General features: G+C 70.3%; 26 protein-coding genes and 2 pseudogenes. 10 read left to right on the top strand and 18 right to left on the bottom strand.

The window, feature by feature from the left end; all coding sequences use genetic code 11:
• Positions 1-88 precede the first annotated feature (88 nt).
• On the top strand, positions 89-607 hold the full coding sequence (locus ACIBBH_RS29090; protein ID WP_399409613.1) for a GNAT family N-acetyltransferase: 519 nt from the start codon (positions 89-91) through the stop codon (positions 605-607).
• 116 nt (positions 608-723) lie between these two features.
• Complete coding sequence (locus tag ACIBBH_RS29085) at positions 724-1,041, top strand: PASTA domain-containing protein (RefSeq protein ID WP_399409611.1); 318 nt, start codon at positions 724-726, stop codon at positions 1,039-1,041.
• A gap of 9 nt (positions 1,042-1,050) precedes the next feature.
• On the opposite strand, the gene ACIBBH_RS29080 is transcribed toward ACIBBH_RS29085, so the two are convergent.
• The 6 genes and pseudogenes from ACIBBH_RS29080 to ACIBBH_RS29055 all read right to left on the bottom strand — a co-directional run bounded on the left by ACIBBH_RS29080 (position 1,051) and on the right by ACIBBH_RS29055 (position 7,730).
• Positions 1,051-1,746 carry a demethylmenaquinone methyltransferase gene (locus ACIBBH_RS29080; protein WP_399409609.1) on the bottom strand — a complete coding sequence of 232 codons (696 nt, stop codon included), beginning with the start codon at positions 1,744-1,746 and terminating at the stop codon, positions 1,051-1,053.
• A 23-nt stretch (positions 1,747-1,769) separates the two neighbouring features.
• Positions 1,770-2,031: pseudogene (locus tag ACIBBH_RS29075) on the bottom strand (acyltransferase); the annotation flags it as partial.
• Between the two features lie 96 nt (positions 2,032-2,127).
• Positions 2,128-2,733, bottom strand: a complete 606-nt coding sequence (locus ACIBBH_RS29070) for an imidazolonepropionase-like domain-containing protein (protein WP_399409782.1) — start codon at positions 2,731-2,733, stop codon at positions 2,128-2,130.
• 7 nt (positions 2,734-2,740) lie between these two features.
• A complete protein-coding gene (gene mqnC / locus ACIBBH_RS29065; RefSeq protein WP_399409607.1) occupies positions 2,741-3,940 on the bottom strand; it encodes a cyclic dehypoxanthinyl futalosine synthase in 1,200 nt (399 codons plus the stop codon).
• Between the two features lie 71 nt (positions 3,941-4,011).
• Positions 4,012-4,761, bottom strand: coding sequence for a prepilin peptidase (locus tag ACIBBH_RS29060; protein ID WP_399409605.1), 750 nt, complete (start codon positions 4,759-4,761; stop codon positions 4,012-4,014).
• Positions 4,758-7,730 (bottom strand): BTAD domain-containing putative transcriptional regulator, encoded by a 2,973-nt coding sequence (locus ACIBBH_RS29055; RefSeq protein ID WP_399409603.1) that lies wholly within the window; start codon positions 7,728-7,730, stop codon positions 4,758-4,760. The genes ACIBBH_RS29060 and ACIBBH_RS29055 overlap by 4 nt, the downstream gene beginning before the upstream one ends.
• 210 nt (positions 7,731-7,940) lie before the next feature.
• Here ACIBBH_RS29055 and ACIBBH_RS29050 point away from each other — a divergent pair, with 210 nt between their 5' ends.
• Positions 7,941-8,588, top strand: a complete 648-nt coding sequence (locus tag ACIBBH_RS29050) for a hypothetical protein (RefSeq protein WP_399409601.1) — start codon at positions 7,941-7,943, stop codon at positions 8,586-8,588.
• A complete protein-coding gene (locus ACIBBH_RS29045) occupies positions 8,585-9,634 on the top strand; it encodes a hypothetical protein (RefSeq protein WP_399409599.1) in 1,050 nt (349 codons plus the stop codon). The genes ACIBBH_RS29050 and ACIBBH_RS29045 overlap by 4 nt, the downstream gene beginning before the upstream one ends.
• A 264-nt stretch (positions 9,635-9,898) precedes the next feature.
• Here ACIBBH_RS29045 and ACIBBH_RS29040 read toward each other — a convergent pair whose 3' ends face one another.
• From ACIBBH_RS29040 to ACIBBH_RS29030, 3 genes and pseudogenes are all read right to left on the bottom strand, one after another.
• Positions 9,899-10,453: a hypothetical protein gene (locus tag ACIBBH_RS29040; RefSeq protein ID WP_399409597.1), complete on the bottom strand. Its 555-nt coding sequence runs from the start codon at positions 10,451-10,453 to the stop codon at positions 9,899-9,901.
• 2 nt (positions 10,454-10,455) lie between these two features.
• Entirely contained in the window at positions 10,456-15,006 is a 4,551-nt protein-coding gene (locus ACIBBH_RS29035; protein ID WP_399409595.1) for an RHS repeat-associated core domain-containing protein, read from the bottom strand.
• Positions 15,007-15,117: 111 nt separating this feature from the next.
• A pseudogene (locus tag ACIBBH_RS29030) lies at positions 15,118-15,564 on the bottom strand (ATP-binding protein); the annotation flags it as partial.
• Between ACIBBH_RS29030 and ACIBBH_RS29025 the strand changes: the two are divergent.
• Positions 15,563-15,721, top strand: coding sequence for a DUF397 domain-containing protein (locus ACIBBH_RS29025; protein ID WP_399409593.1), 159 nt, complete (start codon positions 15,563-15,565; stop codon positions 15,719-15,721). The pseudogene ACIBBH_RS29030 and the gene ACIBBH_RS29025 sit on opposite strands and share 2 nt — an antisense overlap.
• A 48-nt stretch (positions 15,722-15,769) precedes the next feature.
• On the opposite strand, the gene ACIBBH_RS29020 is transcribed toward ACIBBH_RS29025, so the two are convergent.
• Genes ACIBBH_RS29020 through ACIBBH_RS28980 form a run of 9 tightly spaced genes read right to left on the bottom strand, consistent with a single transcriptional unit; the run spans position 15,770 to position 22,274 of the window.
• Positions 15,770-16,186, bottom strand: coding sequence for a pilus assembly protein TadG-related protein (locus tag ACIBBH_RS29020; RefSeq protein ID WP_399409591.1), 417 nt, complete (start codon positions 16,184-16,186; stop codon positions 15,770-15,772).
• A 41-nt stretch (positions 16,187-16,227) separates the two neighbouring features.
• Complete coding sequence (locus ACIBBH_RS29015) at positions 16,228-16,659, bottom strand: TadE/TadG family type IV pilus assembly protein (RefSeq protein WP_399409589.1); 432 nt, start codon at positions 16,657-16,659, stop codon at positions 16,228-16,230.
• Positions 16,660-17,112, bottom strand: a complete 453-nt coding sequence (locus ACIBBH_RS29010) for a TadE family protein (RefSeq protein WP_399409587.1) — start codon at positions 17,110-17,112, stop codon at positions 16,660-16,662.
• A 56-nt stretch (positions 17,113-17,168) separates the two neighbouring features.
• Positions 17,169-17,420 carry a hypothetical protein gene (locus tag ACIBBH_RS29005; protein WP_399409585.1) on the bottom strand — a complete coding sequence of 84 codons (252 nt, stop codon included), beginning with the start codon at positions 17,418-17,420 and terminating at the stop codon, positions 17,169-17,171.
• A 49-nt stretch (positions 17,421-17,469) separates the two neighbouring features.
• Positions 17,470-18,390 carry a type II secretion system F family protein gene (locus ACIBBH_RS29000; RefSeq protein ID WP_399409583.1) on the bottom strand — a complete coding sequence of 307 codons (921 nt, stop codon included), beginning with the start codon at positions 18,388-18,390 and terminating at the stop codon, positions 17,470-17,472.
• A complete protein-coding gene (locus ACIBBH_RS28995; protein WP_399409581.1) occupies positions 18,387-19,382 on the bottom strand; it encodes a type II secretion system F family protein in 996 nt (331 codons plus the stop codon). Before ACIBBH_RS28995 ends, ACIBBH_RS29000 begins: the two co-directional genes overlap by 4 nt.
• A 5-nt stretch (positions 19,383-19,387) precedes the next feature.
• Positions 19,388-20,695, bottom strand: coding sequence for a CpaF family protein (locus tag ACIBBH_RS28990; RefSeq protein ID WP_399409580.1), 1,308 nt, complete (start codon positions 20,693-20,695; stop codon positions 19,388-19,390).
• The gene (locus ACIBBH_RS28985) at positions 20,692-21,531 is read right to left on the bottom strand and encodes a hypothetical protein (RefSeq protein ID WP_399409578.1); all 840 of its coding nucleotides are present in this window, start codon (positions 21,529-21,531) and stop codon (positions 20,692-20,694) included. Before ACIBBH_RS28985 ends, ACIBBH_RS28990 begins: the two co-directional genes overlap by 4 nt.
• Positions 21,532-21,548: 17 nt before the next feature.
• Positions 21,549-22,274 (bottom strand): hypothetical protein, encoded by a 726-nt coding sequence (locus tag ACIBBH_RS28980; protein ID WP_399409576.1) that lies wholly within the window; start codon positions 22,272-22,274, stop codon positions 21,549-21,551.
• A 285-nt stretch (positions 22,275-22,559) separates the two neighbouring features.
• Between ACIBBH_RS28980 and ACIBBH_RS28975 the strand changes: the two genes are divergently transcribed.
• From ACIBBH_RS28975 to ACIBBH_RS28955, 5 genes are all read left to right on the top strand, one after another.
• Positions 22,560-23,486, top strand: coding sequence for a hypothetical protein (locus ACIBBH_RS28975; protein ID WP_399409574.1), 927 nt, complete (start codon positions 22,560-22,562; stop codon positions 23,484-23,486).
• 372 nt (positions 23,487-23,858) lie between these two features.
• Entirely contained in the window at positions 23,859-24,044 is a 186-nt protein-coding gene (locus ACIBBH_RS28970; protein WP_399409572.1) for a hypothetical protein, read from the top strand.
• A 550-nt stretch (positions 24,045-24,594) separates the two neighbouring features.
• Positions 24,595-25,179, top strand: a complete 585-nt coding sequence (locus ACIBBH_RS28965; RefSeq protein ID WP_399409570.1) for a hypothetical protein — start codon at positions 24,595-24,597, stop codon at positions 25,177-25,179.
• Positions 25,180-25,317: 138 nt separating this feature from the next.
• Positions 25,318-25,998, top strand: coding sequence for a hypothetical protein (locus tag ACIBBH_RS28960; protein WP_399409568.1), 681 nt, complete (start codon positions 25,318-25,320; stop codon positions 25,996-25,998).
• A 157-nt stretch (positions 25,999-26,155) separates the two neighbouring features.
• The gene (locus tag ACIBBH_RS28955) at positions 26,156-26,374 is read left to right on the top strand and encodes a hypothetical protein (RefSeq protein WP_399409566.1); all 219 of its coding nucleotides are present in this window, start codon (positions 26,156-26,158) and stop codon (positions 26,372-26,374) included.
• Positions 26,375-26,398: the final 24 nt, after the last annotated feature.

Genomic DNA, 26,398 nt, shown 5'->3' with positions numbered 1-26,398 from the left:
CCCAGGGTTCGTAATGTGCGTGCCGACCGGCACTGGACACGGGCAGTCTATTCAGCAGAATTGATCACCCGGCTGAAGGGCTGCTTCCGTGAACCGACCTCTCCCCGCGGTACGACTGCGCGTCCCCACCCACGAGGACGCCTTCGCCTGGCACCGGGTCTTCGACGACCCCGGGGTCATGGAGTTCCACGGCGGCAAGTCCGCGGCGCTGTCGGTCTACGAGGAGCTCACCGCCCGCCAGCGCCGGCACGACGCCGAGCGGGGGTTCTGCCTGTGGTCCGTGCTCGACGAGTCCGACGAGGTCATCGGTTTCACGGGCGCCCAGCCATGGCCGCGGGACTGGGGGCCGCAGGGCGAGACAGAGATCGGCTGGCGGCTCGGCCGGGCGCACTGGGGCAAGGGGTACGTGACGGCGGCGGCGCGCGAGACTCTCGACCGGGTGCGCGCGGCCGGCGTGCCGGGCGTGGTGGCCGTGATCCCGCCCGGCAACGAGCGCTCCATCGCGGTGGCGCGGCGCCTCGGCATGGAGCTCGCCGAGACCTACACCCACCCGAGGCTCGGCGAACCAGCGCTCTGCTACCGGCTCAGCCTGCAGGATGGTGACTGAGAGTAGCGGACTGTCACAGAAAGCCACATACCGCTTCCGAGTGCCGCGTGCGGGGAGTTACCCTTCCAGTACCACTGGGGGTGACATCTGTGCGTATAACACCCAAAACACCCGAAGTGCGCGTACCCCGTCTCGTCGGCCTGATGGCCGTGGACGCGCGCGAGACGGCCCGGGCGTGGGGTCTGTTCCTCAACGCGCCGGACCGGCCCGACTTCCCCCACACCGTCGTCGACCACGTCGTACGCCAGTACCCGCAGCCCGGAGCCGAGGTGCCGCGGGAGTCGCTGGTGTACGTGTGGTTCGACTTCGGTGAGGGAGAGGGCGGCGGGGGTGTGCGCGAGCCGCGCATCCCGAGACCGCCCAGGGGCGGGCCGCAACGCGAGCTGGACGAGCCGGGCGATCCCTGCGCCGTCGTCGGGTTCGGCTCTCCCTGAAGCCCGGGCTCAGCTCTCCTTGTAGCCCCGGTGCAGGGCCACCACCCCGCCGGTGAGGTTCCGCCACGCCACCTTCGACCAGCCCGCCTTGCGCAGCCGTTCGGCCAGTGCGGGCTGGTCGGGCCAGGCCCGGATGGACTCGGCGAGGTAGACGTAGGCGTCCGGGTTGGAGGAGACCGCCCGCGCGACCGGCGGCAGGGCGCGCATCAGGTACTCGGTGTAGACGGTCCGGAAGGGCGCCCAGGTCGGGTGTGAGAACTCGCAGATCACCACCCGCCCGCCGGGCCGGGTCACCCGGTACATCTCGCGCAGCGCCGCGTCCGTGTCCTGCACGTTGCGCAGCCCGAAGGAGATGGTGACGGCATCGAAGGTGTCGTCCTTGAAGGGCAGCCTCGTCGCGTCGCCGGCCGTGAACGGCAGCCAGGTGTGCCTGCGCTTCCCGACCTGCAGCATGCCGAGGGAGAAGTCGCAGGGGACGACGTACGCGCCGGTGCGTGCGAAGGGGAGCGACGAGGTGGCCGTACCGGCCGCCAGGTCCAGGACCTTCTGGGCGGGCCGGGCATCGACCGCCTTGGCCACCTCCTTGCGCCACACCCGGTCCTGGCCGAGCGACAGCACGTCGTTCGTCAGGTCGTACCGTTCCGCCACGTCGTCGAACATCGAGGCGACTTCGTGCGGCTGCTTGTTCAGGGAAGCGCGGGTCACGTCGCCATTCTTGCAGCACGCCGTCACGGGAGAGGTCTCGGCTTCTTCTTCGCCGCCACGTCCTCCACCCAGCCGCACGGCAGGCTGAAGGCCGCGATCAGGAGCCGGCCGACGCCGCACATGAACCACTGGCTCTCCAGCGGCAGGTACTTCTCGAAGGCGGGCACGTTCCAGAACCGGTCGATCAGGGGGACGGCCGGGATCAGCGCGATCTCGTGCCAGAGGTGGATCGTCACCGCGCGGTTTGAAGACCGTGACGGTCCGGTCCAGCAGCCGGATGGGGGTGGTCCCCCCGCTCGGGCGAAGCCGCGGCCTTGCCCGCCGCCCGCTGTCCGGGAAGGCGTTCGCGGGCTGAGCGGGCCAGGGCGGCCCCGGGGCGGATCAGCGGCGCCGGAACACGAGCCGCCCGGCCACGACCGTCGCCACACAGGTGCCCGCTCCGCGCTCGGCCAGCTCCGCCTCGTCACGGACGTCGAACACCGCGAAGCGGGCGGCGGAGCCCTGCTGTCGCTCGATCGCCGTCATGGGCGGCCGTGCGGAGCCGAACGGGTCGAGAGAGGGGACGTCGCCGGGGCGGCCCAACCGGCCCGTGGTCCCGATACCGCTGCGCCGTACGGCGTCCTTCACGGCGCGATTGCGGAAGGGTTCACAGGCCACGGTGACCGTGCCCTGCGCCAACATGCGCTGGATCCCGCGCCGTGCGCTGGCGCCCCAGCGGGTGTCGTCGAGGACGAGCATGGTCAGCGCCTCGCCGGTCAGCGGCTCGGTGCCGAGGTCGTCGGCCTCCCGTGGGTCCGGGTGGTACGTCTGCTCCAGCAGCTCGTTGCCGTAGACGTTGACGAACCCGGGGGTGAGGATGCCGGGCCAGGTTCGCACCCGTGCACGTGGGTGCGCGGCGGCCAGTTCCTCCAGGGACCCGACGGCGGCGATCCACTCGCCCTGGACGACGAGGGCACGGCCTCGGGAATCGGCGTGAATCGTCAGCACCACGGTCTCAGTTCGACGCGAGCAGCTTCAGCTCGGGATGCGCCGTCCCGCCCGCGATCGCCGTCGAGGAGATGTGCGACATCACCCGCTCGTCGACGGGGTCGTTCGCCGGGTCGTCGTGGACGACGAGGTGCTCGTACGTCGTCGACCGCTGGGCCGGGACGCGCCCCGCCTTCCTGATCAGGTCGATGATCTCCATACGGTTGGAGCGGTGCTTGGCGCCCGCCGAGGAGACGACGTTCTCCTCCAGCATGATCGATCCGAGGTCGTCGGCGCCGTAGTGCAGCGACAGCTGGCCGACCTCCTTGCCCGTGGTCAGCCAGGAGCCCTGGATGTGGCGGACGTTGTCGAGGAAGAGGCGGGCGATCGCGATCATCCGCAGGTACTCGAAGAGCGTGGCCTGGGTGCGGCCCTTCAGGTGGTTGTTCTCGGGCTGGTAGGTGTACGGGATGAAGGCCCGGAAACCGCCCGTACGGTCCTGTACGTCCCGGATCATCCGCAGGTGCTCGATGCGCTCGGCGTTGGTCTCGCCGGTGCCCATCAGCATGGTCGAGGTGGACTCCACGCCCAGCCGGTGCGCGGTCTCCATGATCTCCAGCCAGCGCTCGCCGCTCTCCTTCAGCGGGGCGATGGCCTTGCGCGGCCGCTCGGGCAGCAACTCGGCGCCGGCACCGGCGAAGGAGTCGAGGCCGGCCTCGTGGATGCGGGTGATGGCCTCCTCCACCGAGACACCGCTGATCCGGGCCATGTGCTCGACCTCGGAGGCGCCCAGCGAGTGGATCACCAGCTGCGGGAAGGCCTCCTTGATGGCCCGGAAGTGCTTCTCGTAGTACTCGACGCCGTAGTCCGGGTGGTGGCCGCCCTGGAACATGATCTGCGTGCCGCCCAGTTCGACGGTCTCCGCGCAGCGGCGCAGGATGTCGTCGAGGTCGCGGGTCCAGCCCTTCTCGGTGTCCTTGGGGGCCGCGTAGAAGGCGCAGAACTTGCACGCCGTGACGCACACGTTCGTGTAGTTGATGTTCCGCTCGATGATGTACGTCGCGATGTGCTCGATACCGGCGTACTTCCGTCGCCGTACCGCGTCGGCGGCGGCGCCCAACGCGTGCAGTGGGGCGTCGCGGTAGAGGTGGAGGGCCTCCTCGGGGGTGATCCGCCCACCGGCGGCGGCACGGTCGAGCACTGACTGGAGGTCGGCCTTCTCGGTCACCGGGGCGTCCCTTTCGTAAGGGTTGTGAGCGGACCGAACCAGCCTACGCCAGCGCCTTCGCCGGGCTCACGTCAGGCCGTGTACGCGCCGATCAGGACCCCAGCGAAGGCCCCCGCGATCAGGAACGGCCCGAATGGGATCATCGTCTTGCGCCCGGCCCGCCGCGCGAGGACGAGTACGCCGCCGTACAGTGCCCCGAACAGGAACCCGGCGAAGGTGCCCAGCATCACCGTCGGCCAGCCGTACCAGCCCAGTACGGTCCCCATCCCGAGCGCCAGCTTCACGTCGCCGAAGCCCATGGCGCCGGGGTTGATCAGCCACAGCACGAAGTAGCCGGCGCCGAGGGCGAGGGCGCCCAGCAGGGCGGTGAGCCAGTCGCCGGCGTGCTCGGGCACCAGGGTGACCAGCGCGAGCAGCCCGAGCGCGGCCCCCGCGAGCGGCAGCGTCACCGCGTCCGGCAGCCGCTGCACGCGCAGGTCCACGACCGCGAGCAGCACCCCGAGGGGCGCGAGCAGCAGCCACACGCCGAGCTCGGGCCGGGTGCCGGTGGCGGCGGCGAGGGCGGCGCAGACGAGGGCGGTGACGGTGGCGAGGAGGGGTGTTCCGGGGCCGTACGACGACTCGGGCCAGACGCATCGCGCGCACCGCGCCCGCCCGATCCACCCCCCGACCGGATGCCCTCCCGGACAGCTCTCCCGCCACTCCTCCTCCGGGGGGACGGAGAAGCGGTAGGCGGCGCGGGGCAGGAGGGTCCCCGCCGCCGCACCCCACAGCGCGGCGACGGCGACGAGCACCAGGTCGATCGTCCGGCCGTCGCTCATCCGGCCGCGGCGACGCCGTCGCGCCACGTCGGGAGCAGTTCGTCGAGGAGCGCCTCGGTACGCGGCGGCAGTCCGCGCGCCCCGCTGCGGCCGAGGAGGTCGGCGGCGAGGGAACGCAGACGGGCCGGGTCGCCGGTGGCGTGGGTGGCGCGCAGCAGCTCGTTCCACAACCGCTCGTCGTCCGGGGCGGTCCTCAGCGCCGCGTTGAGGGCCTCGATGGCCTTCTCCGCACGGTCCTTCTCCAGGTGGAACGCGGACAGCGCGAGCCCGATGTCGGCGACCAGCAGCGGGAGCTGGGCGTCGACGATCTCGTGGGTGAGCCAGCGGTAGCGGCTCTCCGGCCGGTCGGCGAGCAGCGGTCCCCGGACGAGCACCAGCGCGTCGGTGAGCAGCCGCCCGCGTACGGCCCGGCTGTCGACGCCCTTGCCCTGCGTGGCCTCGTAGTAGAGGGAGCGCAGGACGTCGAGGTCGGAGACGACGGACTTGGCGAGCGTGAGCCGTCCCGTCTCGTCGGCGCGGAGCCGGGGGCTGCCGTCCGGATCGGTGCCGAGCCAGGCGCGCAGCCGCTCGACGAGCGCGTCCCGTACGTCGTCCGTGACGCCGCGCGGCCACAGCGCGGAGGCCAGCACACGCGGGTGGACGCCCTCGCGGTGCAGGAGCAGCAGGGCGAGCGCCTCGTGGAGCAGGGCGCTGCGGTCGCCGTCCGGGGTGTCGAGGCCGATGATCTCGTAGGCCCCGACCAGGCGCGCGTACACCGCCGGCCGCCCCTGCTCGCTGATGTCGACGAGGAACGGCGGGGTGTTCGTGGGCCCGTCCGGGTCCCGCTCCGGGTCGGCCTCGACGAACAGCTCCACGACCGCCCGCTGCTGGGCCGCCGGCAGAAGCTGGGCGTCGAGTTCGAGGCCGAGGAGCGGGGCGAGCAGCTTGCCCTTGGCGGTGATCTCCATCTCCCAGGCGGCGCCGGGCAGATCGCCGGTCTCGGTGCCGACCAGGTAGCCGATGCCGAGGCGGCCGGCGTCGGCGGCGAGTTCGGCGAGCTTGACGGCGTCCTCGGCGGAGGGCTGGGCGGCGAGCAGGACGAGGTGCGGGGCCCAACGGGTGTGCCGGGCGGGCCCGGTGCGGCCGGTGAGCACGGAGTCGTGTCCGGCGGCGCCCAGGGCGCCCCGGCGCTGCCGGGTCTCGGCCTCCATCGTCTCGATCAGCGCCTCGATGCCGTCGAGGTGGCGCAGCCGGTTGGGGGCGAGCGCGGTGAGGTCCTCCCCGAAGCCGACGAGGGTGATCGTCATCCGGTCCGACCAGCCGTTGGTGGCGAGTTCGGCCGCGACGGAGGCGAACACGGCGGCCCGGTCGGCCTCGCGCCCGCTCAGGGAGACGATGCCGGGCACGGCCTCCAGGTTGAGCAGCAGCCGCGAGTCGTCCATGGTGCCGAGGCTGACGAGACCGGGGTACGGAGCGGCCGTGTCGACGTCCTCGTACCGTTCGGCGTCGGTCCGGGCCAGCATCCAGAACGTCTGATCCTGCCCGAGCCGCCACGGCGCCGGCGGCTTCCCGGCCGGCTGGGCGAGCTGGAGGTGCAGGTCGCCATGGCTGAACCAGGCGGCGTAGACGACGGGCAGCGCGCGCGACTCGGCGGCGAGAGAGGCGGCGAGCCCACGCAGCGACCGGTCCAGCAGCCGTACGCCGTCGGGGTCGGCGCCGACCAGCAGCGCGTCCTGGACGTCCTGGGCGTCCCCGGTCGGCGTCGGCGGCTCCATACCGCGCCGCCCGCCGACCGCCCCCAGCGCCGACTGCCACAACGCCTGCCGCCGCCGGCGACCGAGGGCGCCGAGCAGACCGGCGGCGAGAAGAGGGGCGCCGACGAGGGCTTCGGGGAGGCCGAAGGAGGTGCCGTGGGAGTCGGTGGCGGGGGTGGCGTGCTCCTGCTGAGGCCGGTCTGCGGTGGCGTCCGGGGCGGGCCGCTGCGCGGGCAGTTGGACGCGGGCCTCCCCGGAGCCGCCGTCCTGCCGCTGCTCCTGGGCGTGGTCCCCGGACGTGTGGTCCCCGGACTTGGAGTAGTCGTGGATTTGCTGCTTCACGTCCGGAGAGACATGTGCGTCGGGCATCTCGACGAGCTCGCCGCCATGCGCGTCGGCCGGCATCTCCATGATCCAGCCCGGCCGGATGAGGCTGGCCTCGGACAGTCGCGAACCGTCGGGCTGGACACGGTCCTTGTTGAGCTCGTAGATCTCCTTGTACCGGCGCCCGTCGCCGAGGTGCCGCTGGGCTATCTCCCAGAGGGAGTCGTGGTGACGCCCCTCGGGCGGCTGGATCCGGTAGTACTTCGTGCCCGCTTCCTTGGCGGTACTGCCCCCGGCGTCTGCCTGGGCGGCGGCGTGGGAGGCCTGCTCGGCGAGGGCCGCGGCGGCGCTCGCGGCCTGCTCCTGCGGCTGCGTGAAAAGGGTGCCCGGCGTCTGCTGGGCCGCGGCGACGGTCCCCTTCTGGTTGCCCTCCAGGTTGTGCCCGAGCTGCGAGAGCCCCGGCGTGAGGCTGGCGGCCGAGGCACCGACGAGCAGCAGCGCGGCGACGAGCTGACGGGCGAGCAGCTGACTGGGCCCGGCACCGGGCACGCGGCCGGGCAGCCCGACGCCGGAGAGCGCGGCCTTGACCTCGACGAGGACGCAAGCGGTGAACTGGGCCCAGGCGAGCCAGACGATCACCGTGAGGACGTGCAGGAACGTCGTGACCGTGATCTCCCGCTGCAGCCAGTCGAGGCTCGGCGCCCCGTGCGGCAACGGCCGGCCCACGGTGACGGCCAGCGCCCCGGGCACGCCGACGACCAGCACGAGCAGGGCGACGAACGCCAGGAACGCCTTGACGAAGTCCCCGAACGTACGCCGCCGCACGCGCACCGGCTGCGGTGTCCGATTCCGCGGACCGGCCGGGCCTCCGCTGGGGCTTCCCGTCGAGCCTGATGTGCTGCGTCGCGCCATGGCGGGTGTCCTGGGTGGTGTGTGGGAGGAGTCGGTCGGGGGGTGGTCGAGCCTACCGAGATCCTATTGAGTCGGACTGACAGCGTCGAAGGGGTGGCACCCCTTCACACTCCCCGCACGGTCCCCCGCGACCACTCAAGTGACCGTCGTACGCCCCTGATAGCTTCATTCCCAGCTGCACATGTGCCGAACTCCGGGGGAGACTCAACCGTGACCCGCCGCACTCTGACCCTGACCACGCTGACGACGACCGCGGCCCTGCTGCTGACCGCCTGCGGTGGAAGCGGTGGCGGCAAGGGAGACGACATCAAGGGCGCGGCCACGGGATCGGGGAGCCCATCGGCCTCCGCCTCGGGGTGGTCGCCGGCACCATCCGACGTCAAACGCCCGGTGATCACGCTGCCGAGCAACTTCCAGCTCACGTTCGAGAACTGGACGAGCAGCGATCCGGTGAAGCGGGCGGTGCTCAACGACGCGAAGGAACAGCTCCGGGCGGGTTACGCGGCCATCACCGCCAACAAGACCAAGAGCGAGGCGCTTTCCTTCTACAACACCGAGTCGGGGCTGCTCCAGGTCCAGCAGTGGATCAGGACCTACACGGAAAAGGACCTCACGGTCATCGGCAAGCTGCCCATCTACGATCCCAAGGTCTCCCTGGCCAAGACCGGGATCGGGGCATATCTGACCTACTGCAGTGACGAGAGCAAGGCGTACTCAAAGGACCGCAAGACAGGTAAGGAAGAGGGGAATCCGGCGGGCACGGATCCCCACGTCTTCTACGCCATCACACTGGGCAAGAACGCAAAGGGTGTGTGGCAGACCAGGTCCGCCCGTTCGGAGCGGGGCGCTTGCTCGTGAGCTCGCAGCACGCGCCCCTGCCCGTGGCGCTCGTATCACTGGGCGTCGTACTCCTGTTGTCCACACCTGCCAACGCCATCGGTGGCGGCGGCACATACGGCAAGGCCAAGGGCACCCAACTGTCCGCCTCCGCCCGCCAGTCCCGTATCAAGGTCACCCGAGTCAGCGGCCCGACCGGCGGCGAGCAGGGCACCGTCTCCTCGACGGACGTGAACTGGAAGCCGCCGCCGTGCTGGTACGAGCCGGTCTTCTCCCCCGCCCAGCTGAAGGACTTCGCGGAGAACAACGGCGACGGCGACGTCGGCCTGCGCGACGGGTGGTACGGGTCGAAGCTCTGGACCGACCACTTCAGGGACGAGAAGGACGCGAGCAGCATCTTCACCACCCCGGCCACCGTGAAGGGATACAAGAACTACAACCTCGGCAAGGACGGCTACTTCTGGCGTGGAGTCGCGCCGGACGCCGGCTCCCTCGACGACACATCACTGTGCAGCCGACTCATGTTCTGGGTCGACGCCGGCAAGATCCCCGACGTGCCGAACGCCCCCACACCGAAGACCCTCGCCGAGTACGCCTACAACAAGATCAAGGTCCCCAGTACCTCGATCGAGGTGAAGCCGACGGCCAAGTCCACCGTCAATCTCCCGTCCTGGGTGTGGCTGGACAAGGGCACCTTCAAGGAGGTCAAGGTCCGCGCGGAACTCCCCGACACGGGCCTGTGGGCGGAGACGACCGCCAAGCCCGTGGCGCTCCACCTCGACCCCGGCACGCCGGACGCCGAGACCTACCCCTCCTCGGGCAACTGCACGATCAACGAGGACGGTTCAATCGGCACCCCGTACGAGAAGGGCGACGGCGACAGGACCCCACCATGCGGCATCACCTACCTGCGCGCCTCCAACGGCACCCCGTATCACCTCAAGGCGAGCATCACCTGGCAGATCACCTGGAAGGGCTCGGACGGCTCGGGCGGCGACCTGCCCGACGGCATCTTCGACACCACCCAGGACATGAACGTCCAGGAGATCCAGTCGGTCAACCGCTGATCTCGTCGTCCCACTCAGCCACCGTCGGGTCAAGTCTGAACCCATGCGGGCCATCGTCTTCCCCGGCCCCGCTCACGGCTCTCCGGCCCGCCGAACTCTGCGAGAAAACGCCGGGCCGCCTCATGGATCTCGAAGCCGCCGCACGGTCTCCTCGCTCATCTTCTCGGGTGCATCGTGCTTGGGGTTGCCCGCCGCTCGGACGTCACGGACGCCGTGACACCACGCCTCGAGTCGGGACCGGAGTCAGGAACTGCGGGAGTCACCTCACCGCTCGCTCGACCGGCCCCTCGCCCCGGTCTCGTGCGGAGCGGGTTCGGTGGCGATGACGTGCTGCACCTGCCAGCGTGCCTCCTCCCAGCGGGCACGGCGCGCGGCTTGCCGCTCATCGGCGCCGTCAGGGGTCCCCTTCGCGTACCAGCGCCCCACCTCCGCTTGGAGCTCGCGGGCGACGTACAGGCAAGGAAGCGGGGTGCCCGGCCCACGCCCTGCCGCCTCGTCCATCAGCCGCTCGGTACCCACCCGTGCAGCCCGCAAGGTCAACTCCGCCCCCCTGGCCAGGACGTATCCGTCGCCCTCCCACCGCGCGGCGGCCTCCCGAAGGCACTCACGTGCCTGAAACAGCCGCGGGTACGCCTCACCGAGATCGATCGACTCATGGGCCGCCGCGATGTACTCCAGGCAGGCGGCCAGGACGGGCTCCGTGATCTCGTCCCGCTCGATGTCGAGCACGTGCTGCGCGAAGTCCAGCGCCAGATGCGCCGCACGCGTCCGGTCGACCTGATCGAGCAGGTCGCTCAGCAGTCTGGGGAAAATGATCACTCTCAGCTCCTGTCCCACTCGCCACGACCGCGACTCAGAATCTCCAGCAGCTTGTCCGTATCACCCGTGGCGATCTTGAACCTGTGCGCCGGGATACGGACGGCCTCCGCAGCACGGGCGGCGTTCGTGAACTGGTTCCCCTTTGTGACCTTCTCGCTGTTCATCTTGTGATCGACGACCCAGCCGACACGGTCCCTCTTGTTCGTCATATCCACAATCACGAAGTCACCCTCTGCCTGCTTGCCATGAGTCCGGTAGACACGCAGGTTCGCGCGCTTCTCCAGCAGTTTGGCCACGAACTCCCGCTCCGGCGGGCTCATCTCGTACGGCGTGCCCTTCTTCACCTGCTGCCCCGCTCTCACACGGATCGGCGGGTACGGCGACAGGCCGTAGGGATCGAGCCAGGTGAGAGGGTTGTGGACGTACGTGTCCGGGTTGGATGCCGCAACCAGCCCCAGGGGGTCCGGGCTGAGGTACCGTCCCGTCTCGGGGTCGTAGTGACGATGCAGGTTGTAGTGGTGCCCCGTCTCCACATCGTGGTACTGGCCCGGGAAGCGCAAGGGCGTGTAGGCCGAGGCGTCGTCATTCCACGTGGTCGCGCCCCACAGGGTGGACGTGCGGCGCCAGAGGACGGTGCCGTGCTCGTCGAGAAGTTCTGTGGGTGATCCGATGGAATCGGTGACGATGGCGTAGAAACGGCTGTCGACTTCCTCCTGCGACATGGCTGCGGCGCTCACATAGCGCTCCGACTGCGCCAGCGGCTCCATCCCGCTCTCGTCGAACTCCCACGTCATGCTCTGCTCCACCGGCCAGTCCGCCAAGGTGGTGGACTGCTCGACCAGGACCCCTTCGTGCCAGGTGAAACGGGTCTCCTCCAGCACCCCGCCGTCGGCGGCCAGGCGCTGCTTGGCGATGCGGCGTCCGAGCGGATCGTAGGTGTAGCACCACACGGTCCCGTCGGGAACGGTTACCTCGGTCAGCCGGTCCTGGGCGTCCCAGGTGTACCGCCACACATCGGGCTTCCGGGAGAGGCGGGGCCGCCGCCGTACGGTGAGGCGCCCGCTCGCGTCGTGTTCGTAGCGCACGTGTCCTGCCGAGACGAGACGTCCGCCGGCGTATTCGCGCGATCCGGTGGCGTCCGAGCCGACGTGTGTCTCGGGCCAGAGTGCCTCGGCCTGGTTGCCAGAGGCGTCGTAGGCGTACGACTCCGTCCATTCGGGTGCCACCACCTGGTCGACCCGGCCGGCGGCGTCGAGTGTGTAGCGTCGATCCCCGGCCGCGAGCAACGCGCCGTCGGACCGCCACGTGAACTCCCGAGGCGGCAGCGCCGCGCCGTTCGGGCCGGTGAGCCGGTGGTTCAGCAGCCGGTCCATGGAGTTCCAGGACAGCGCCAGATGCAGTGTGCCGGCCCAGGACCGGCTCGTCTCCCGGCCCGCCGCGTCGTGTACGGAGACAACGGTTCGCCCGCCCGTGGTCAGCGTGGTCCGGCGGCCCGCCGCGTCGAAGGAGTAGACGGTTTCGGTACCGGAGGGAGTCCGCCGGCCGACCAACTGGCCAGCGGCGTCGTACGTGAGCCGCAGCGTGCGCCCGTTGACCGTCTCCGAGGTCAGCTGGCCGGCAGCGTCGTAGGTACGGGCGAGTTGCCCACCCGGCCATACGGCGCCCACCAGTCGGCCGGCCGGATCGTAGGTGAAGTCTGTGACCTCGCCGTCGGCATCGGTTCGCACCAGCCGCCCCATCACGTCACGCGTGTGCCGGACGACTTGGCCGGTGGGGCTCGTCCGTGCGCTGAGCCGTCCCGCCGGGTCGTACTCGTAGCGGACAAGGCGGTCGTCGAAGTCCGACTCCGCGATCAGACGGCCGGCCGCGTCATACGTGTAGTCCCACGTACGTCCGACGGCATCGATCACCCGGGTCAGCTGGAGCGATGCGTCGTACTCGAAGCGGTGGCGCACCCCTGCCGGATCAGTGCGGGCGCTGAGCAGGTCGAAGTGCGTGTACTCGAAGCGGGTCACGGCTCCCACCGCGTCGGTGTGGCTGAGGCAGTTGCCTTCCGCGTCGTACGTCCAGGACTCGGTGGAACCGTCCGGGTGGGCGACGCTCAGCAGCTCTCCCTCCGTACTCCACCACCATCGGGTGACCTCACCGAGAGCGCCGGTCTCGGAGACCGTCCGGCCGAAGGCATCGCGCTCCAGGGCGATGCGGCCGCCGAGCGGATCGATCACCTCGTTGGCGAGACCAGCGGGGTCACAGACCAGGCGCGTCGTGTGACCGAGGGGATCGACGAACTCGGTCAGGCGCCCTTGCCCGTCGTAGTGGAAGTGGCTCGTCGCCCCCGTGGGATCGGTGAGGGTGAGGCCGTTGCCATGCTCGTCGTATGTCCGGGACCACCTCCCGCCGTTCTGCATCACCATGTCGGTTGGCAGGCCCAGCTCGTTGTACACCACCGAGGATCGGCTACCGTCCGGATATCGAATCTCGAGCGGAAGGCCGAGTTCGTCGTTCACGTATTCGGTGGTGTTGCCGAGTTCGTCGACGTACGACGTGACGTGGTGGTGTTCGTCATACGTGGTGCGGACTGTGCCCCCGAGAGGGTCGATTTCGGCGATGACCTGGCTGTTGTCGTTGACGACGAAACGGCTGACCGCGCCCTCCGCAGTAGTGAGGGTCGTGATGCGGCAGCCGGGCCAGGCTGGGTCGGTGCCGTCGTAGTCGAGCGTGATGGTGATGTGGCCGGCTTCGCCGCCCTCGGCGATGCAGCGGTCGCGGTCATCGTAGGTGTAGGCGTAGCGGCTGTTGTTCGTGTCCATCCAGGACGTGATGCGCAGCCGGTCGTCGTATGTGAAGCGCAGTGGCAGGCCGGAGGAGTTGATCGTCTCAGTGAGGTTGCCATCGGCGTAGCCGTAGCGCTTGATGACGACGTCTGAGCCGTCGTCGGCGGCACCGGCAAGTCGCAGGGCGGTGACGCGTCCTTCGTCGGTCGTGAGCTTGAGGTGGTAGCCGCCGGAGTGGCGTATGGCCAGCGGGGTGCCGTGTTCGTCGTAGTCGAAGGTGATCGTGTGCTGGTTGCGGTCGGTGATGCGGGCCAGCAGCGCGATGCCGTCGACGGGGCGGGTGAAGTGGCGTGTGTGGCCGGTGAGCGGGTCGTCGACGCGGTAGCCGCCGTCGTCCAGGCGGGTCAGGGGCATGCGGGGACCGGAGTGGGGCAGGACGCGGGCTTCCGGCCCGGCCGGGTGGGAGTACGACAGCAGCAGACCGTCCTCGGTGACGAAGACGATGCCGTCCGCGTCGACCTCCAGGCGTTGGTCGACGGTGGAGGCCCAGGTGGGGCCGAACCACCAGCCGCAGCGGTAGTCCGAGGCCACTCGGCGGGTGAAGGCCAGCGGCAGCAGCCCGGGAAGTTCCACGTCCGTCTGCGGCAGATACATCGCGCCGGTGGCCATGTCCACCGGGTCACTGCCCTTGGACCGCACCACGCTCTTGACCCGGTTGTAGGCGCCCTTGGCGCCGTCGGCCAGCATCCCCTTGCCGTTCTTGGCGAGGCCCCGTACTGCGTTGGCCATCCCCTTCAGGCGCATCGCCTTGAGGCCCTTCATGCCCTTGGCGAGCTTGCCGAGGCTGGTGATGCCCTTGCCGCCGGGTATGCAGTCCATGGCAGCGAAGGCCACATCCCATAGGGATGCTTGGCCTTTTCGGTATTTGTTCAGTGTGTCGGCGAGCACGACGAGCGCCGCGATCAGCACGATCGCGCCGAGGATCGGCCCCCCGATGATCATCGCGATGATGCCGACGACGGCGACGACGACCTTGCAGACCGCGACGATGGTGTCCCAGTTGTCCTCGAACCAGTCGCCGATGTCCTCCCACCACGACCGGTTCTGGATCCCCGCGTCCGACGCCTGGTCGATCTTCGTCTTCGCCTCGCGGGCGGCCTCCTCGCGCATCTTGCGCGCGTCCTCGGCCATCTTCTTCGCCGCGTCCAGGGCGCTCTGCGCGGTGGTGACGTCCGACTGGGCCTTGGTGTGAGCGGACTTGGCGTTCTGCGCGTCCCGGGTGGCCGCGCGGACCTTCGCCTCGTCCGGTTTGTCGGCGTCGCTCTTGCTGCCGGTGGGGTCGTCCTTGTACTTGTCGGCTTCCTTGTTGGCCCGCGTCACCCACGAATCGGCCGAGGACAGGCGCGACTTGGCGGAGGTGAGGTCGTCCTGCGCCTCCTTCGCCTTGGCGAGCGCCTTGTCCGCCAGCGTCTGGGCCCGCTCCAGCTTCGGCCAGTAGTCGGCGAGGGCGTCGCCGCACATCTCGTACGACTTCTTCAGCTTCTTCAGGTTCTTCGGGACGTCGGAGAACTGGTCCTTGAAGACCTCCGCCGACTTGCCCGCCCACTCCAGCAGCGTGTCCTCGCCCGCCATGCCCTTCACCAGGCGAAGCGCCTCGGACACATCGTCCGCGAAGTCGTGCAACTGCTTCGCCAGTGAGCGGACCCGGGCCGGATCCCCCGGCGTCGGATCCTTGTCCAGGTCCAGTGGCTGCCAGTCCGCCGGCCGATGCCCCGCCATGTCCTCGCAACCCCCGTCGCATGCGCATCGTCAACAAGCCTGTGCACACGTGAACTTACCGGGAACTCGCGTTCGATGCGAAGGGCAGCGCGGGGCGGGGGCGGGCCGCTGTGCGGCGGTCACTTCGCACCACACGTACTTTCCCGGGTGACTGTTTCTCGACAAGTTCCATCCCCACAGACCGGCGCAGGCCCGGCGATGCCGAGACCCCGACCGTCCTCCGCCTCCGTCAAGTCGGCCAGGTCCATCGGGGGTTCCGGCGGCCGGGGTCCGCGTCCCATGCGCCGACGCGCAGTACGCCGTCCTTCCAGCCCAGCCTGAGCGCGGCCGGTCCTTTCGCGTGCCGTACGGCGTTGGAGACCAGCTCCGTCGCGAGGAGCTCGGCGATGTCCGTCAGGCGGATCAGGCCGTGGATCGTCAGGATGAGGCGAAGGGTGCGGCGCCACACGGTGACGGCTCTGACTCATGGGAGATACGGGGGGTGTATTCCCAGGGCTCGGCTTCGGTTCCGGGCAGGGTGATCTCCACCAGTTGGCATAGGAGCTGTGAGAAGACCATGGTCACCCCCGACAACTGGCAGAAGTCGTCCTACTCCGGCGGAGGCGAGGGCAACGCCTGCCTCGAACTGGCCGCCACGCCCGCCGCCCTCTACCTTCGCGAGAGCGACGAGCCGGCAACCGTGCTGAAGACCTCCGCTCGCCGACAGCCGCCCTGACAGGCCACCTGCGCGACAGGTGACCGGTGACGGTCACACCGCCACCGCTCAGCCGACCTCGTTCTCGGCGGTCGCCCGGCCGTGCACCACGACGTTCCCGCCGTAGAACATGCCGGTGAACACCGGCTCGTAGGTCAGCTGCACCTCGACCTCGACCTGTTGCGCGTCGGCGGCCACGCAGTGCGTCGCGGCGATGTCCGCGCCGGTCATGTCCATCTCGCGGGCGAAGGCCTTCACCCGGGCGTCGCACTCCTCGTACTTGATCGGCGCGGCGCCGCCCTGGTCGTCGTACAGGGCTTCCTTGTCGATGTCCTGGGCGGCGTAACGGGCCGCCTGTTCCGCGATGTCGGCGGCGCGTTCGCGCTTGGAGATGGACAGGCCGCCGTCGATCACGAACGCGGAGAGGGAGAGGAAGACCAGGGCGAAGATGATCACCGCGCCGGCGCCCGAGCCCCGGTCGTCCATCCTCGCGCGACGACTGCGCCACCACGCGCGTACGGCCCCTCTCACGCCGTCCTCCGGAACGGATCCAGCGGGGAGCTGAAGCTCGCCGACAGCCGGGTCGGGACGTCCAGGCCCAGCATCGCCAGGCCGCGCACCTGGCAGCTCACCTCGACCGTGAAGATGGTGTCGGGTTCGAAGCCCTGGCTGGTCTGGACGACGGACACCGGCCCGGAGCAGACGTCCGACAGGTCGGCCTCGGCCGCCTTGCGGGCCTCGGCCATCGCCGTCGCGTGGTCCTTCTGGATGGAGCCCGCGCGGGCCGCGTCGCGTGCGGCGCCGTCGAGCGCGCCCCGGCCGTCGACGAGCTGCCCGAAGGCGACCAGGACCAGGATGAACAGGATCATCACCGGGGCGAGGATCACGACCTCGACCGTCGACAGCCCCCGGTCGTCGGACGCACACGCGACCCGCTCACGCAGTCGGGAGAAGCCCACCTAGTTCTCCCCCTCCTTCACGAACCGCTCCACCGGCCCCGACGACTGCGCGTGCACCGTCAGGTCCAGCCCGGGGAACACCGTCGGCACCCGTGCCGTGATCTCCACGCCGACCGTGTTCTGCTCCGGCTGGAGCATCGTCACGTCCGGGGAGAGCACGAGCTGGGGGCCCAGCTGGCGGATGTAGGAGTCGACCACGTCCCGTGCCTCGCCGCGCCACGCGCCGGGCTGTTCGTCGGCCGTGGCGCGGGCCTTGCGGGCGCCGGCCTGGGCGGCCGCCTGGGCGACGTGGTCGGCGAAGAAGTACAGCGCGAACTGCACGATCGCGAAGATCATGAAGAAGAGGACGGGGGTGAGGAACACGAACTCGATCGCGGTCATGCCCAGGTCGCCGGACCGGCCGCGCGCGGCCTTGGCCCGGCGGCGTGCCCATCCGCGCGCGCGTGCACGCATCCCCGTCGCCGTCCCCGTCGCCATCCCCGTCGCCGTCCCCGTAGTACGTACTTCGGTCAGCAGGTCTTGCTGGCGTCGGCACCCTTGATGCAGTCGCCGACCTTGTTGGCGCCCTCGCTCAGCGCGGAGTTGATGATCGCGGCGACGACGCCGACGATCGCCACGACGACCGCGGAGATGATGACCCACTCCACCGCGGAGGCACCGCGGTCGAGTTCGCCGGAGCGGGCCCGCTGGACGCGGCCCTGGAAGAAAGTGACCAGGAAGTCCACGGCCGGGATCCCGGTGCTGAAGTTCCGTCCGCTCATGATGAGTTGTCCTCTCGAAACAGCAGTTGGCAGAAGTTCTGGAAACGGCTCACACCTGGAACACCCGCATCGCCGCCGGGAAGATCAGGAACACCAGGAACCCGGCGCACAGCAGCAGCTGGGCGACGAGCATCGACTGTGACTTCTCACCCGCGCTGCCCTCGATCTCGGCCAGTTCGCGGTGGCGCATGGTCTCGGCGCGGGAGGCGAGGGACTCGCGTACCTTGGCGCCGTCGTCGGCGACCAAGGCCAGCGACGCCGAGAGGTCCTTCAGCTCCTCCACCCCCAGCTCCTCGCCGAGCGCGCCGAGCGCCTGCCACTGGCTGACGCCGGTGATGCGGGCGTCGGCGAGGGCGTTGCGGATGCGCTGGTTGGCCCACCCGTCGGAGACCTCGGCCGCCGCCATCAGGGCCTCGGGCAGGCCCCGGCCGCCGGCCAGGCTCATCGACACGAGGTCCAGGTAGGCGCCGATGACCCGGCGCAGGTCCCGCCGCTTGTCGGCCGCGTCCCGCCGTACCTCGAGGTCGGGCAGGAAGAAGAAGACGGCCGCGAAGAGCAGGGCCAGCCAGACCGGGATGACCGGGCTGGAGCCGAAGCCGAGCGTCCAGACCACCGCGAACAGGAACGGGCCGAAGAACAGTCCCGCCGTGGCCAGCAGCACCTTGGTCGCCAGGAAGTTCTCCCAGCTGCGGTCCAGCACGGCGAGGTCGGCGCGCAGCGAGCGCTGCTCCCATCCCTGCTGGAGGTACAACTCCGAGACCCGGGCGCCGATCTCGGCCCGCAGCGAGCCGATGCGGCCGGTGTCCTTGGCCTGGCGCGCGGACTCGTACGCCGCTCCCCGCGCCCGCATCGCGTCGATCCGCGCGACCTGGGCGACCGCGCTGCGCTTCGTCGGCATCAGGGCCCGGATGAGGGCGTAGACGCCCAGGCCGAAGACCACGCCGACGACGATCGGCATCGTCAGGTTCACCGGCGTACACCTTCTTCCGTTGGCAACGGCTGCTGGGCGGGCGTCCGGGGCCGTACGAACTGCACCCCGGACTGGTCCCGTACCAGGAAGCGTTCCGGCGTCTCGATCGTCGACAGCTTGCGCAGCCACCAGAAGCCGAGCGAGAACAGGCCGCAGACGACGGCGAGGACGAGCTGGCCGACCGCGGTGCCGTACGGGGCCACGAAGTCGCGGTTGAAGACGGCGAGGCCGAGGACGAACGCGATCGAGACGGCGACGACGATCTGCACCGAGCGCCGTGTCGAGGCCCGCTGGGCCATCACGCGCTGACGCATGTCGACCTCTTCGCGCGCCGACTTGGCCAGAGCGCCCAGGACCTGGCGCAGACCGGGGCCGCGGAGGCGGGCGTTGAGGATGAGGGCGGCGACGATGATGTCCGCGGAGGCGTCGTCGATCTCGTCGGCGAGGTGCTGCAGGGCCTCGGGCAGCGGGGTGCGGGCGCGCAGCCGGTCGACCAGGGCGTCGAGGTGGGGACGCAGGACGGGGGCGGCGGCCCGCGCGGACGCCGGGATGGCCTGCTCCAGGCCGACCGCGCCCGCGATGGTGTCGCGCAGGGACTCCGTCCAGGAGGCGAGGGCCTCGACGCGGCGCATGGCGGCCCGCTCCTCCGCCGCACCGCCGAAGAGGCGGTCCCAGAAGAAGACGAGGACGCCGGCCGCGATGCCGGCCACCGCCCAGCGGGTCAGCAGCAGCACGGCGAGCCCGATGATGGCGGCGAGCGAACCGCGCTGCCCGGCGAACCGGATGAGTTCCGCCGCCCGCTCGTTGGCCTTGTGCTTCTCGTGCTCGGGCTTGGCGGGCAGGCCGCGCACGGCGATCAGGAGCAGCGCGAGGCCGCCGCCGACGGCGACGCCGGAGCCGATGGCGTACAGGACGGTGGTGGAGAACAGGCCGCCCATGGAGCCGAGCGAGCCGAGTGCCAGGTGGGCCGGGCCGAGGGTCGGGTGGGTCATGCCGCTCACCCCCAGCTTCCGTGTGGCCGGTAGCCGTGGGCCATCAGGTCCTCCAGGCAGGCTATGGGCGCGTGCGGTACGACCCGTCCGTCGGGGGTCTCGGCGAACACCTCGCTGGACAGCACGCGGCCGTCGACGCCGTTGACCTCGCGGACGGAGGTGACCATGCGCTGGAGGCGGCCGCCCGACTCGAAGTTGTTGCGCCTCTGGATGAAGACGACGAAGTTCACCGCGCCCGCGATCAGCATCTGGCTGGCCTCGATGGGCAGCCGCTCGGAGGCCTGCAACGCGTACGTGGAAATACGGTTGAAGACCTCGCTGGAGCTGTTGGCGTGGATCGTGGACAGCGAACCGTCGTTGCCCTGCGACATCGCGTTCAGCATGGTCACGATCTCGTCGCCGAGGACCTCACCGACGATGACCCGGGAGGGGTTCATACGCAGCGACCGGCGGACCAGCTCGGCCATGCTGATGGCGCCCTGCCCCTCGGAGTTGGGCAGCCGCTCCTCGAAGGCGACGACGTTGGGGTGCAGGTCGGGAAATGAGTCGAGGCCGAGCTCGAGGGCCCGCTCGACGGTGATGAGCCGCTCGTGCGGCGGGATCTCGTTGGCGAGCGCGCGCAGCAGGGTGGTCTTACCGGCGTTGGTGGCACCGGCGATCATGATGTTCTTGCGGGCGCGCACGGCACAGGCGAGGAAGTGGCCGAGTTCGGGCGTCAGCGTGCCGTTGCCGACCAGGTCGGAGATGAACACCTTGCCCATGCGGGCGCGGCGGATGGACAGGGCGGGCCGCCGGGCGACGTCCATCACGGCCGACAGACGCGAGCCGTCGGGCAGTCGCAGGTCGAGCTGTGGGTTGGCGGAGTCGAAGGGCCGGGACGACAGGCCGGAGTACGCACCGAGCACCTGGATGAGCTCGATGAGCTCCTCGTCGGTCTCGGCGACGGGCTCCCCCTTCTCCTCGCGGCCGTCCGAATAGCCCACGAAGACCTGGTCGCACCCGTTGATGTCGATGTTCTCGACCTCGGGGTCGTCCAGCAGCGGCTGAAGGCGTCCGACCCCGAACAGCGCGGCGTGCACGGCGGCCGCGTACTGCTCCTCGGTCTCCGCGTCCAGCGGCGTACGGCCCGCGTTGATCTCGGCGCGGGCGTACTCCTCCAGGATCTGGGCGATGACCGCGCGGGCGTACTGCCGCTCGTCCTCCGTCGACATCGGCGTGACGCCGGCCACCTGGTCGAGGCGGCGCTGCTCGGCGATGCGGTCGCCGGCCTCCTGCCGGAACCGCTTGACCAACTGGTGGTCGACAGCGGTCATCGCCCGGCCCCCGCGTGGGGCGCCTGCGTCGGTACGGTCCAGGCGGCGCCGTACTGCTGGTGGAGGTCCGCGGCGACCTTGCGGGCCGAACGGATCAGCAGGGACTTGTCCAGGCGCCCCCGCTTGCGGCCGGCCAACTGGTCGGCGCCGGCGGGATCGTCGGCGATGGTGCCGACGACCCGGGCGCCCGTCTGGGCGTGCACCAGCATGTCGTTGACCTGGTTGACCAGCTTGCCGGAGCTGCCCGGGTCCGCGATGAGAATCACGCCGATCAGCGGGGTGGCGAGGGTGGCGGCTCCGCGCGGGCCGCCGTGCAGCTTGGCGGAGAGGGCGGCGGCGCGGTCCCGGACGCGGGCGATGGCCTCCGGCTCGGTGCGCGAGACGAGCAGGACCAGAGCCGCGTGCGGGAACAACTCCACGGCCGGGGTGTCCCCGCTGACCCGTCCGCAGTCGGCGATGACGTCGGCGGGCGCGTTCGGGGACTCGGCGAGGGAGGCGAAGGCGTGGCCGAGGGTCGGCCAGAGCCCCGCGAGACCGGCGGCCTGCTCGGCGATACCGAGCCCGACAAGCACCTCCAGCCCACCGCTCAACGGCTGCACATGGTCCCAGAGTTGATCCGGTACGAGCCCGCGGCGGGCGGTCGCTGCTATGGACAGCATGCCGGTGTTCGGGTTCAGCGGCCCGCCGTGCGCGGCGGCACTGCGGTACACCAGGTCCCCGCCGGCCGGATCGGCCTCGGCGAGCAGCACGCGCCGCGGCCAGACCGCGGCGAGGGCGACGGCCGCGGTGGTGACGCCGGGGGAACCCTTGTCGGCGGCGATAGCGATGAGCGCCATGGGGTGGGTGCCGCCTTCTAGTTGCCGTTGCCGGAGACGTGCACGATGGCCACCGCACCGGCGGACGCGGCACGCGCCACGGCGGCGGCGTCGGACTGGTCGACGAGGAGGGTGAGGGAGAGGTTGCCGGTGCTGATGGTGGCGTCGCTCTTGTCGGACTTGGTGTTGACGCGGGCGTCACCGACGATGAGTCCGCCGGAGGAGGTGGACGTCGAGTCGCTCGAGCCGGTCTTGTCGGAGCCGGATCCGCTGGTGTCCACGTTGTAGACGGCGACGATGTCACCGGGCTTGACGTCCGCCGGGTACTGCCCCTCCTTGAGGGACACGCCGACGGAGGCCTTGCCGGCCGGGATGGAGCTGCCCTCCGCGAACATCTGCCCCATGACGACCGTGTTCTTGTAGATGGTCGTGCGGGCCTTGAGCTTCTTCAGCAGTGACAGCTGGTCCCACTTGACGTAGTTGATGCTGTCGTCGGCGGCGACCATCACGGAGGTCACGTTGTTGTCGGTGACGGATTCCCCGGGCTCGATCTCGCTCGTCACCTTGACGACCTCGATCCGGTCCCCGGCACGCAGCACGAGCGTCGTGGCCCCGAGCGCGCCGAGCAGAACCAGCAGCACCGCGAGCGCGGCCAGCGCGGGCTTGCGCTCACGAGGAGGTGTGGGAAGCCGGTCCCCGACCGACGGCTGAGCCGGAGCGACGGAACGACCGGCGCCCGCCCCCGTACGCTCTTGGATCTTCACGCAACCGCTCCCCGTACATCCAAGAAAATGTCTGCCAATTCCCCTGCAAAAGCGGACACTTCATCCCCCGGCGCGTTTCTGCCGACTATCCGGCGCCGGGGTCAGTGTCAAGCGTTCGCACCGTATCAGCCGCACATAGGCCCCTCAAGGCACGTGCCCACTCCTTGGCCTCACTCGACGGGCCGTTACGCTCTGCAACTGGGGCTCTGCCTGGGCCGGTTGGGGAACGGCGGCCGGAAGTACCGCTCCCTGTGCGCCAGCGAACCCCCATGGCATGATCTTCGCGTGACGAGGACACCGACACCACCCGGCCTCCTTCCTCTCAACGGCGCGACGCTGGCGACCGACCCCCGGGTCCTGTCGGCGGCCCGCGAGATCGGGACACGCTGCGGAGTCGACTACACGGACGACGCCGCGGTCACCGCACTCCTCGCCGAACGCCGCCGCGCCCTCGACGCCACCCAGCGCGGCCCCCTGGTATGGCTGGGCGGCCTGACCCTCACGGCCGGCGCGCTCCTCCCCTTCCTCTCCCCCGCCCTCCCCGCCCAGGCCGCGAAGGCCGCCCTCCTCGTCACGGGCCCGTTGATCGTCATCGCCGTGGCCACCCTCACCCGGCTCCGCCTCCGCTGGAAACGGGAACTGACCCACCCCGCACTCGCCGGATACCGGGAAGTACTGGGCGTGGCACGGGCGCACGGGCTGCCGCTGGCGTATGTGCCCGGGTGGCTGGAGGGGCGGACTTCCGGCGCGGGCGGGGGCGGGAAGGGGGCGGCGCCGATTCCTTCGTACGAAGGGGTACGGGCGGAGAAGAAGATTCCGCCATACGAGTACGAAGGGGAGGGCAACGAACGCGAGGCTGAGGCAGGCGAGGGCACCTTGCCCCCGATCCCCCCGAAGCCCCCAGCGGTCACCACGTACGAGACGATCGCCGACCAGGGCGGCTGGCACGACGAGACCGGCTGCCTGCTTGTGCTGGCCGCAGGCGCCGGCGTCCTGTGGGCGGCAACCTCGGACGCACCCCTGGGTTACGGCGCCCTCGCCCTGATCCCCCTGGCGATCCTCATCTGGCTGGCAGGCATGCGCCAGGGCGCCGAGAAGCAACGACTCCGGGCGGAGGCGGTGGCGTACGTGAGGGCGGTGGCGCAGGCGCAGAGGGCTGGGGCGCGGGTGCCGGAGCTGTCGCCTGTGCTGCGGAGGTTGCTGGACGACTAGCGGTTTCACAGTAGCGAAGCACCCCCCAGTAGAGTGCTGTGAGCAGGAATGGAGCGGGTACGGGGGCAACGGTGAGAACCGCCATGGCACACGGTCGAGATCAGGCGCGCACTCGGACGTGGCGCCTGGCGGGGCCGGCCGTTCTGCCGCGCTCCTCGCCCTCTGCGCACTGGCCCTGCTGTTCACGACCGCCACCCCGACGGCCCGGGCGGCCGACGACTCCGCTCCCCAGGCCGCCTATCTGGCAGATCACCTCCGCGCGGATCCGGTCTACGTGTCCGATCAGATGCCCCGCGAACTGACGAGTCCGGTGGCTACCAGGACCGCCTCGCGGCCACGCTCCGCCAACGCCTCGGACAGGACGGGCCGTTCGTGATCGCGGACGCCGCCACCGGTAACATCGAGGTGGTCAACTACGGCGCCCGCCTCGACCCGGGCTACCTCTCGCGGCTCCCCGAGCGGATCACGTACGCCTCGGAGACCGGGTTCCCCCTCGCGCGCCGCCTGGACCAGCTCGCCTCCTGTCTCGCGCAAGCGCCCTCGGGGTCGCCGGGTTAGCCCGACTACCCACCACCGGCTCCCGACGACCCGCTCGAGGAGGACGCACTGCCCCCGCTGTTCTCCGGGGACGTCGTACCGATGACCCTGCTGGGCGCGATGGGCGGCGCGGCCCTGTCAGGGCTCGTGGTGCTGTCGTTGGCCGGGGTGCGGGCGTATCGCGGTGGAGGCGCGGCCCCAACGCCGGGTCAGGGCGTATCAAGCGAAACCCCGTCCCGGGTGACAGTCCTCCGCATCGCGGCGGGCTCGACCGCGGCTGTCGTCTCCCTGACACTGACGAGCATGCTGGCGGCGGCTCCGGAGTGGTTCGGCCTGTCGTCATCGCCGGAGCTGTTCGAGCGGATCACGGCAACCGGCCGGGGTGCCGAGGCCTTCCTCATCGGCTGGGCCCTGATCGCCCTGCCGCTGGCGGGGCTGCTGCAGACCCCGGTGGCACGGGCGCGCCGGGCCCGGATCGGAGCCGGCTGGGCGCTGCTGTCCGGCTACTGGCTCCTGGCCCTGCTGGTCGGCGTGCTGGCCTGGCAGGTGCGGGGCCTCTTCCCCGGCCACGGTGGTCCGGAAGAGCGGCGGCCTGTTCGGCGCGGCGATCCTGCTCCTGCTGGGAGTGCCGACGTTCCTGGTCGCTTCCGGGGCGGTGTTCCGGGAAGTCCGCCCAGAGCGCGGCCGGACACTTTCGGCGCAGGTCCGCGATCAGCTGACCGCGGCCACGATCCTCACCAGCAGCCTCCTGGGCGTCTTCGCGGGACTGCTGTGCGGCTTGGCCTTTGCCTATCCTCGCGCCGGCTTCCCCGCCATGTTCCTGCCCGGCGGACTGATCTGGGGTCTGTTCGCGGGCGCCGCCCAGGGAACGCTCGCCGGCGCCGCTCTCCAGCCCTTCCCCGACTCCCGCCGCTCGATGACCCGCGTCGCGGCCGGCCTGGCCCGCACGAGCACGGCCGTTGTGGTGTGGTGCGCGTGCGTGGCCCAGGTCATGGCTCTCGCAGCACGGAATGAACGGCTGGGGAGTAGCTTGAGTTCACGATGCCGGAGGTGTCGAAGGGATCGCTCGACTGACGAGGCACGGATGAGGGAGCGAACCACGGACGAAATCGTCGAAGTTGTCGTCGAAGGCCTTCGAGGACGTTCTGGTATGTGATGTCAAAGCTGAGCGCAGGGATTTCGGACGGCCTGCCCGTAGCCGGAGGCATGCCGCTCCGACATCAACGTGCGCCCAGCGCCGGATACGCTCCCGACACACCGGTCCTGTTTCGCGGCGGCGAAGGAGAGTCTTGACGTGACATCCAGGGGCAAGCAGCGTGGGGCAACCCAACGGCTCGGCATCCACGCCGAAGCGGGTGCATGGTGCACGATCGGCAAGATCCCGCAGCCCCCCGCGGATGTCCTCCATGCCGCCGGTACTCCCCGGCTCCGCCCCGGAAGGCTGCGCCCACTGGGCATGGCCGGAGCGGTCCTCGCCGTGCCGTTCATGCCCCTCCTCATGTTGCTGACCCTTCTGTCCAATGCGGAGGAAGCGGTCAAGCGGTCTCTTGCCACCGAGGACGAGAAGGAGCGGTTGCGGGTCCAGGACGAGGGCGACAAGCGCCGGGACGCCACCATTGCCGAGCGAGGCCTCGACCGGGTCTTCGACGGGAACTGGCACGGCAACGCCGGTCAGTTCCTGTTGCGTTGGTACAGCCACTCCACTCACCACCAGCGGTTGATCCTCGCGACCCAGGACGGGATCGTTCTGGCGGCTCCGCCGCAGCGCGTCACCGTGGGACGCGTGAAGCGCATGCAGATCGTCGCCCGTCTTCCCGCCACGGAGGCAACCCTTGTCGACCCGTTCTTCGGTGAGTTCGAAACGCGGATGGTACTGATCCGCTTCCGGGACGGATCCTGGCTGCGCGTCGAGACCGAGGAACCCCGCAGTGATCTCCACACTTACCTACTGCGGCAGCCCCTGCCCAACAGTTGACGGCCCCGGCCGGCGGCGTACGTCAGAGCGGTGGCCCGGACGCAGGCGGCGGGGGCACGGTTGCCGGAGCTGTCTCACGTGTTACGGGGGTTGCTGGACTAGTAACGTGCTCTGTTCGCTCTGCCCCCACGCGACAGAACCGCAAAGGAGAACTCGGGTGAACGGCGGCACGACGGTGTACGGCTCCCTCGCCGCCGAACACTCCACGATGTCCTTCCGGGGTGCCAGCCACACCATGCACACCGAGGTCGTCCGCAACGCCGACGTCATCGGCGTCTACTGCTCCGTGAACGGCATCGCCATCGCCAAGGCCACCCCCAGCGACGCCCAGCTGCCCGAGGTGGTGGTGACGGCGCAGAGCGCGAAACTCGGGTGACCAGTCGTAAGTTCGCGATCGAGA

Origin of the sequence: Streptomyces sp. NPDC051636 (genome assembly GCF_044453765.1) — a bacterium.
Lineage (GTDB): Bacteria > Actinomycetota > Actinomycetes > Streptomycetales > Streptomycetaceae > Streptomyces.
Note: the sequence above shows the minus strand (reverse complement) of the source record. Positions and strands in the feature narration are given on the sequence as shown.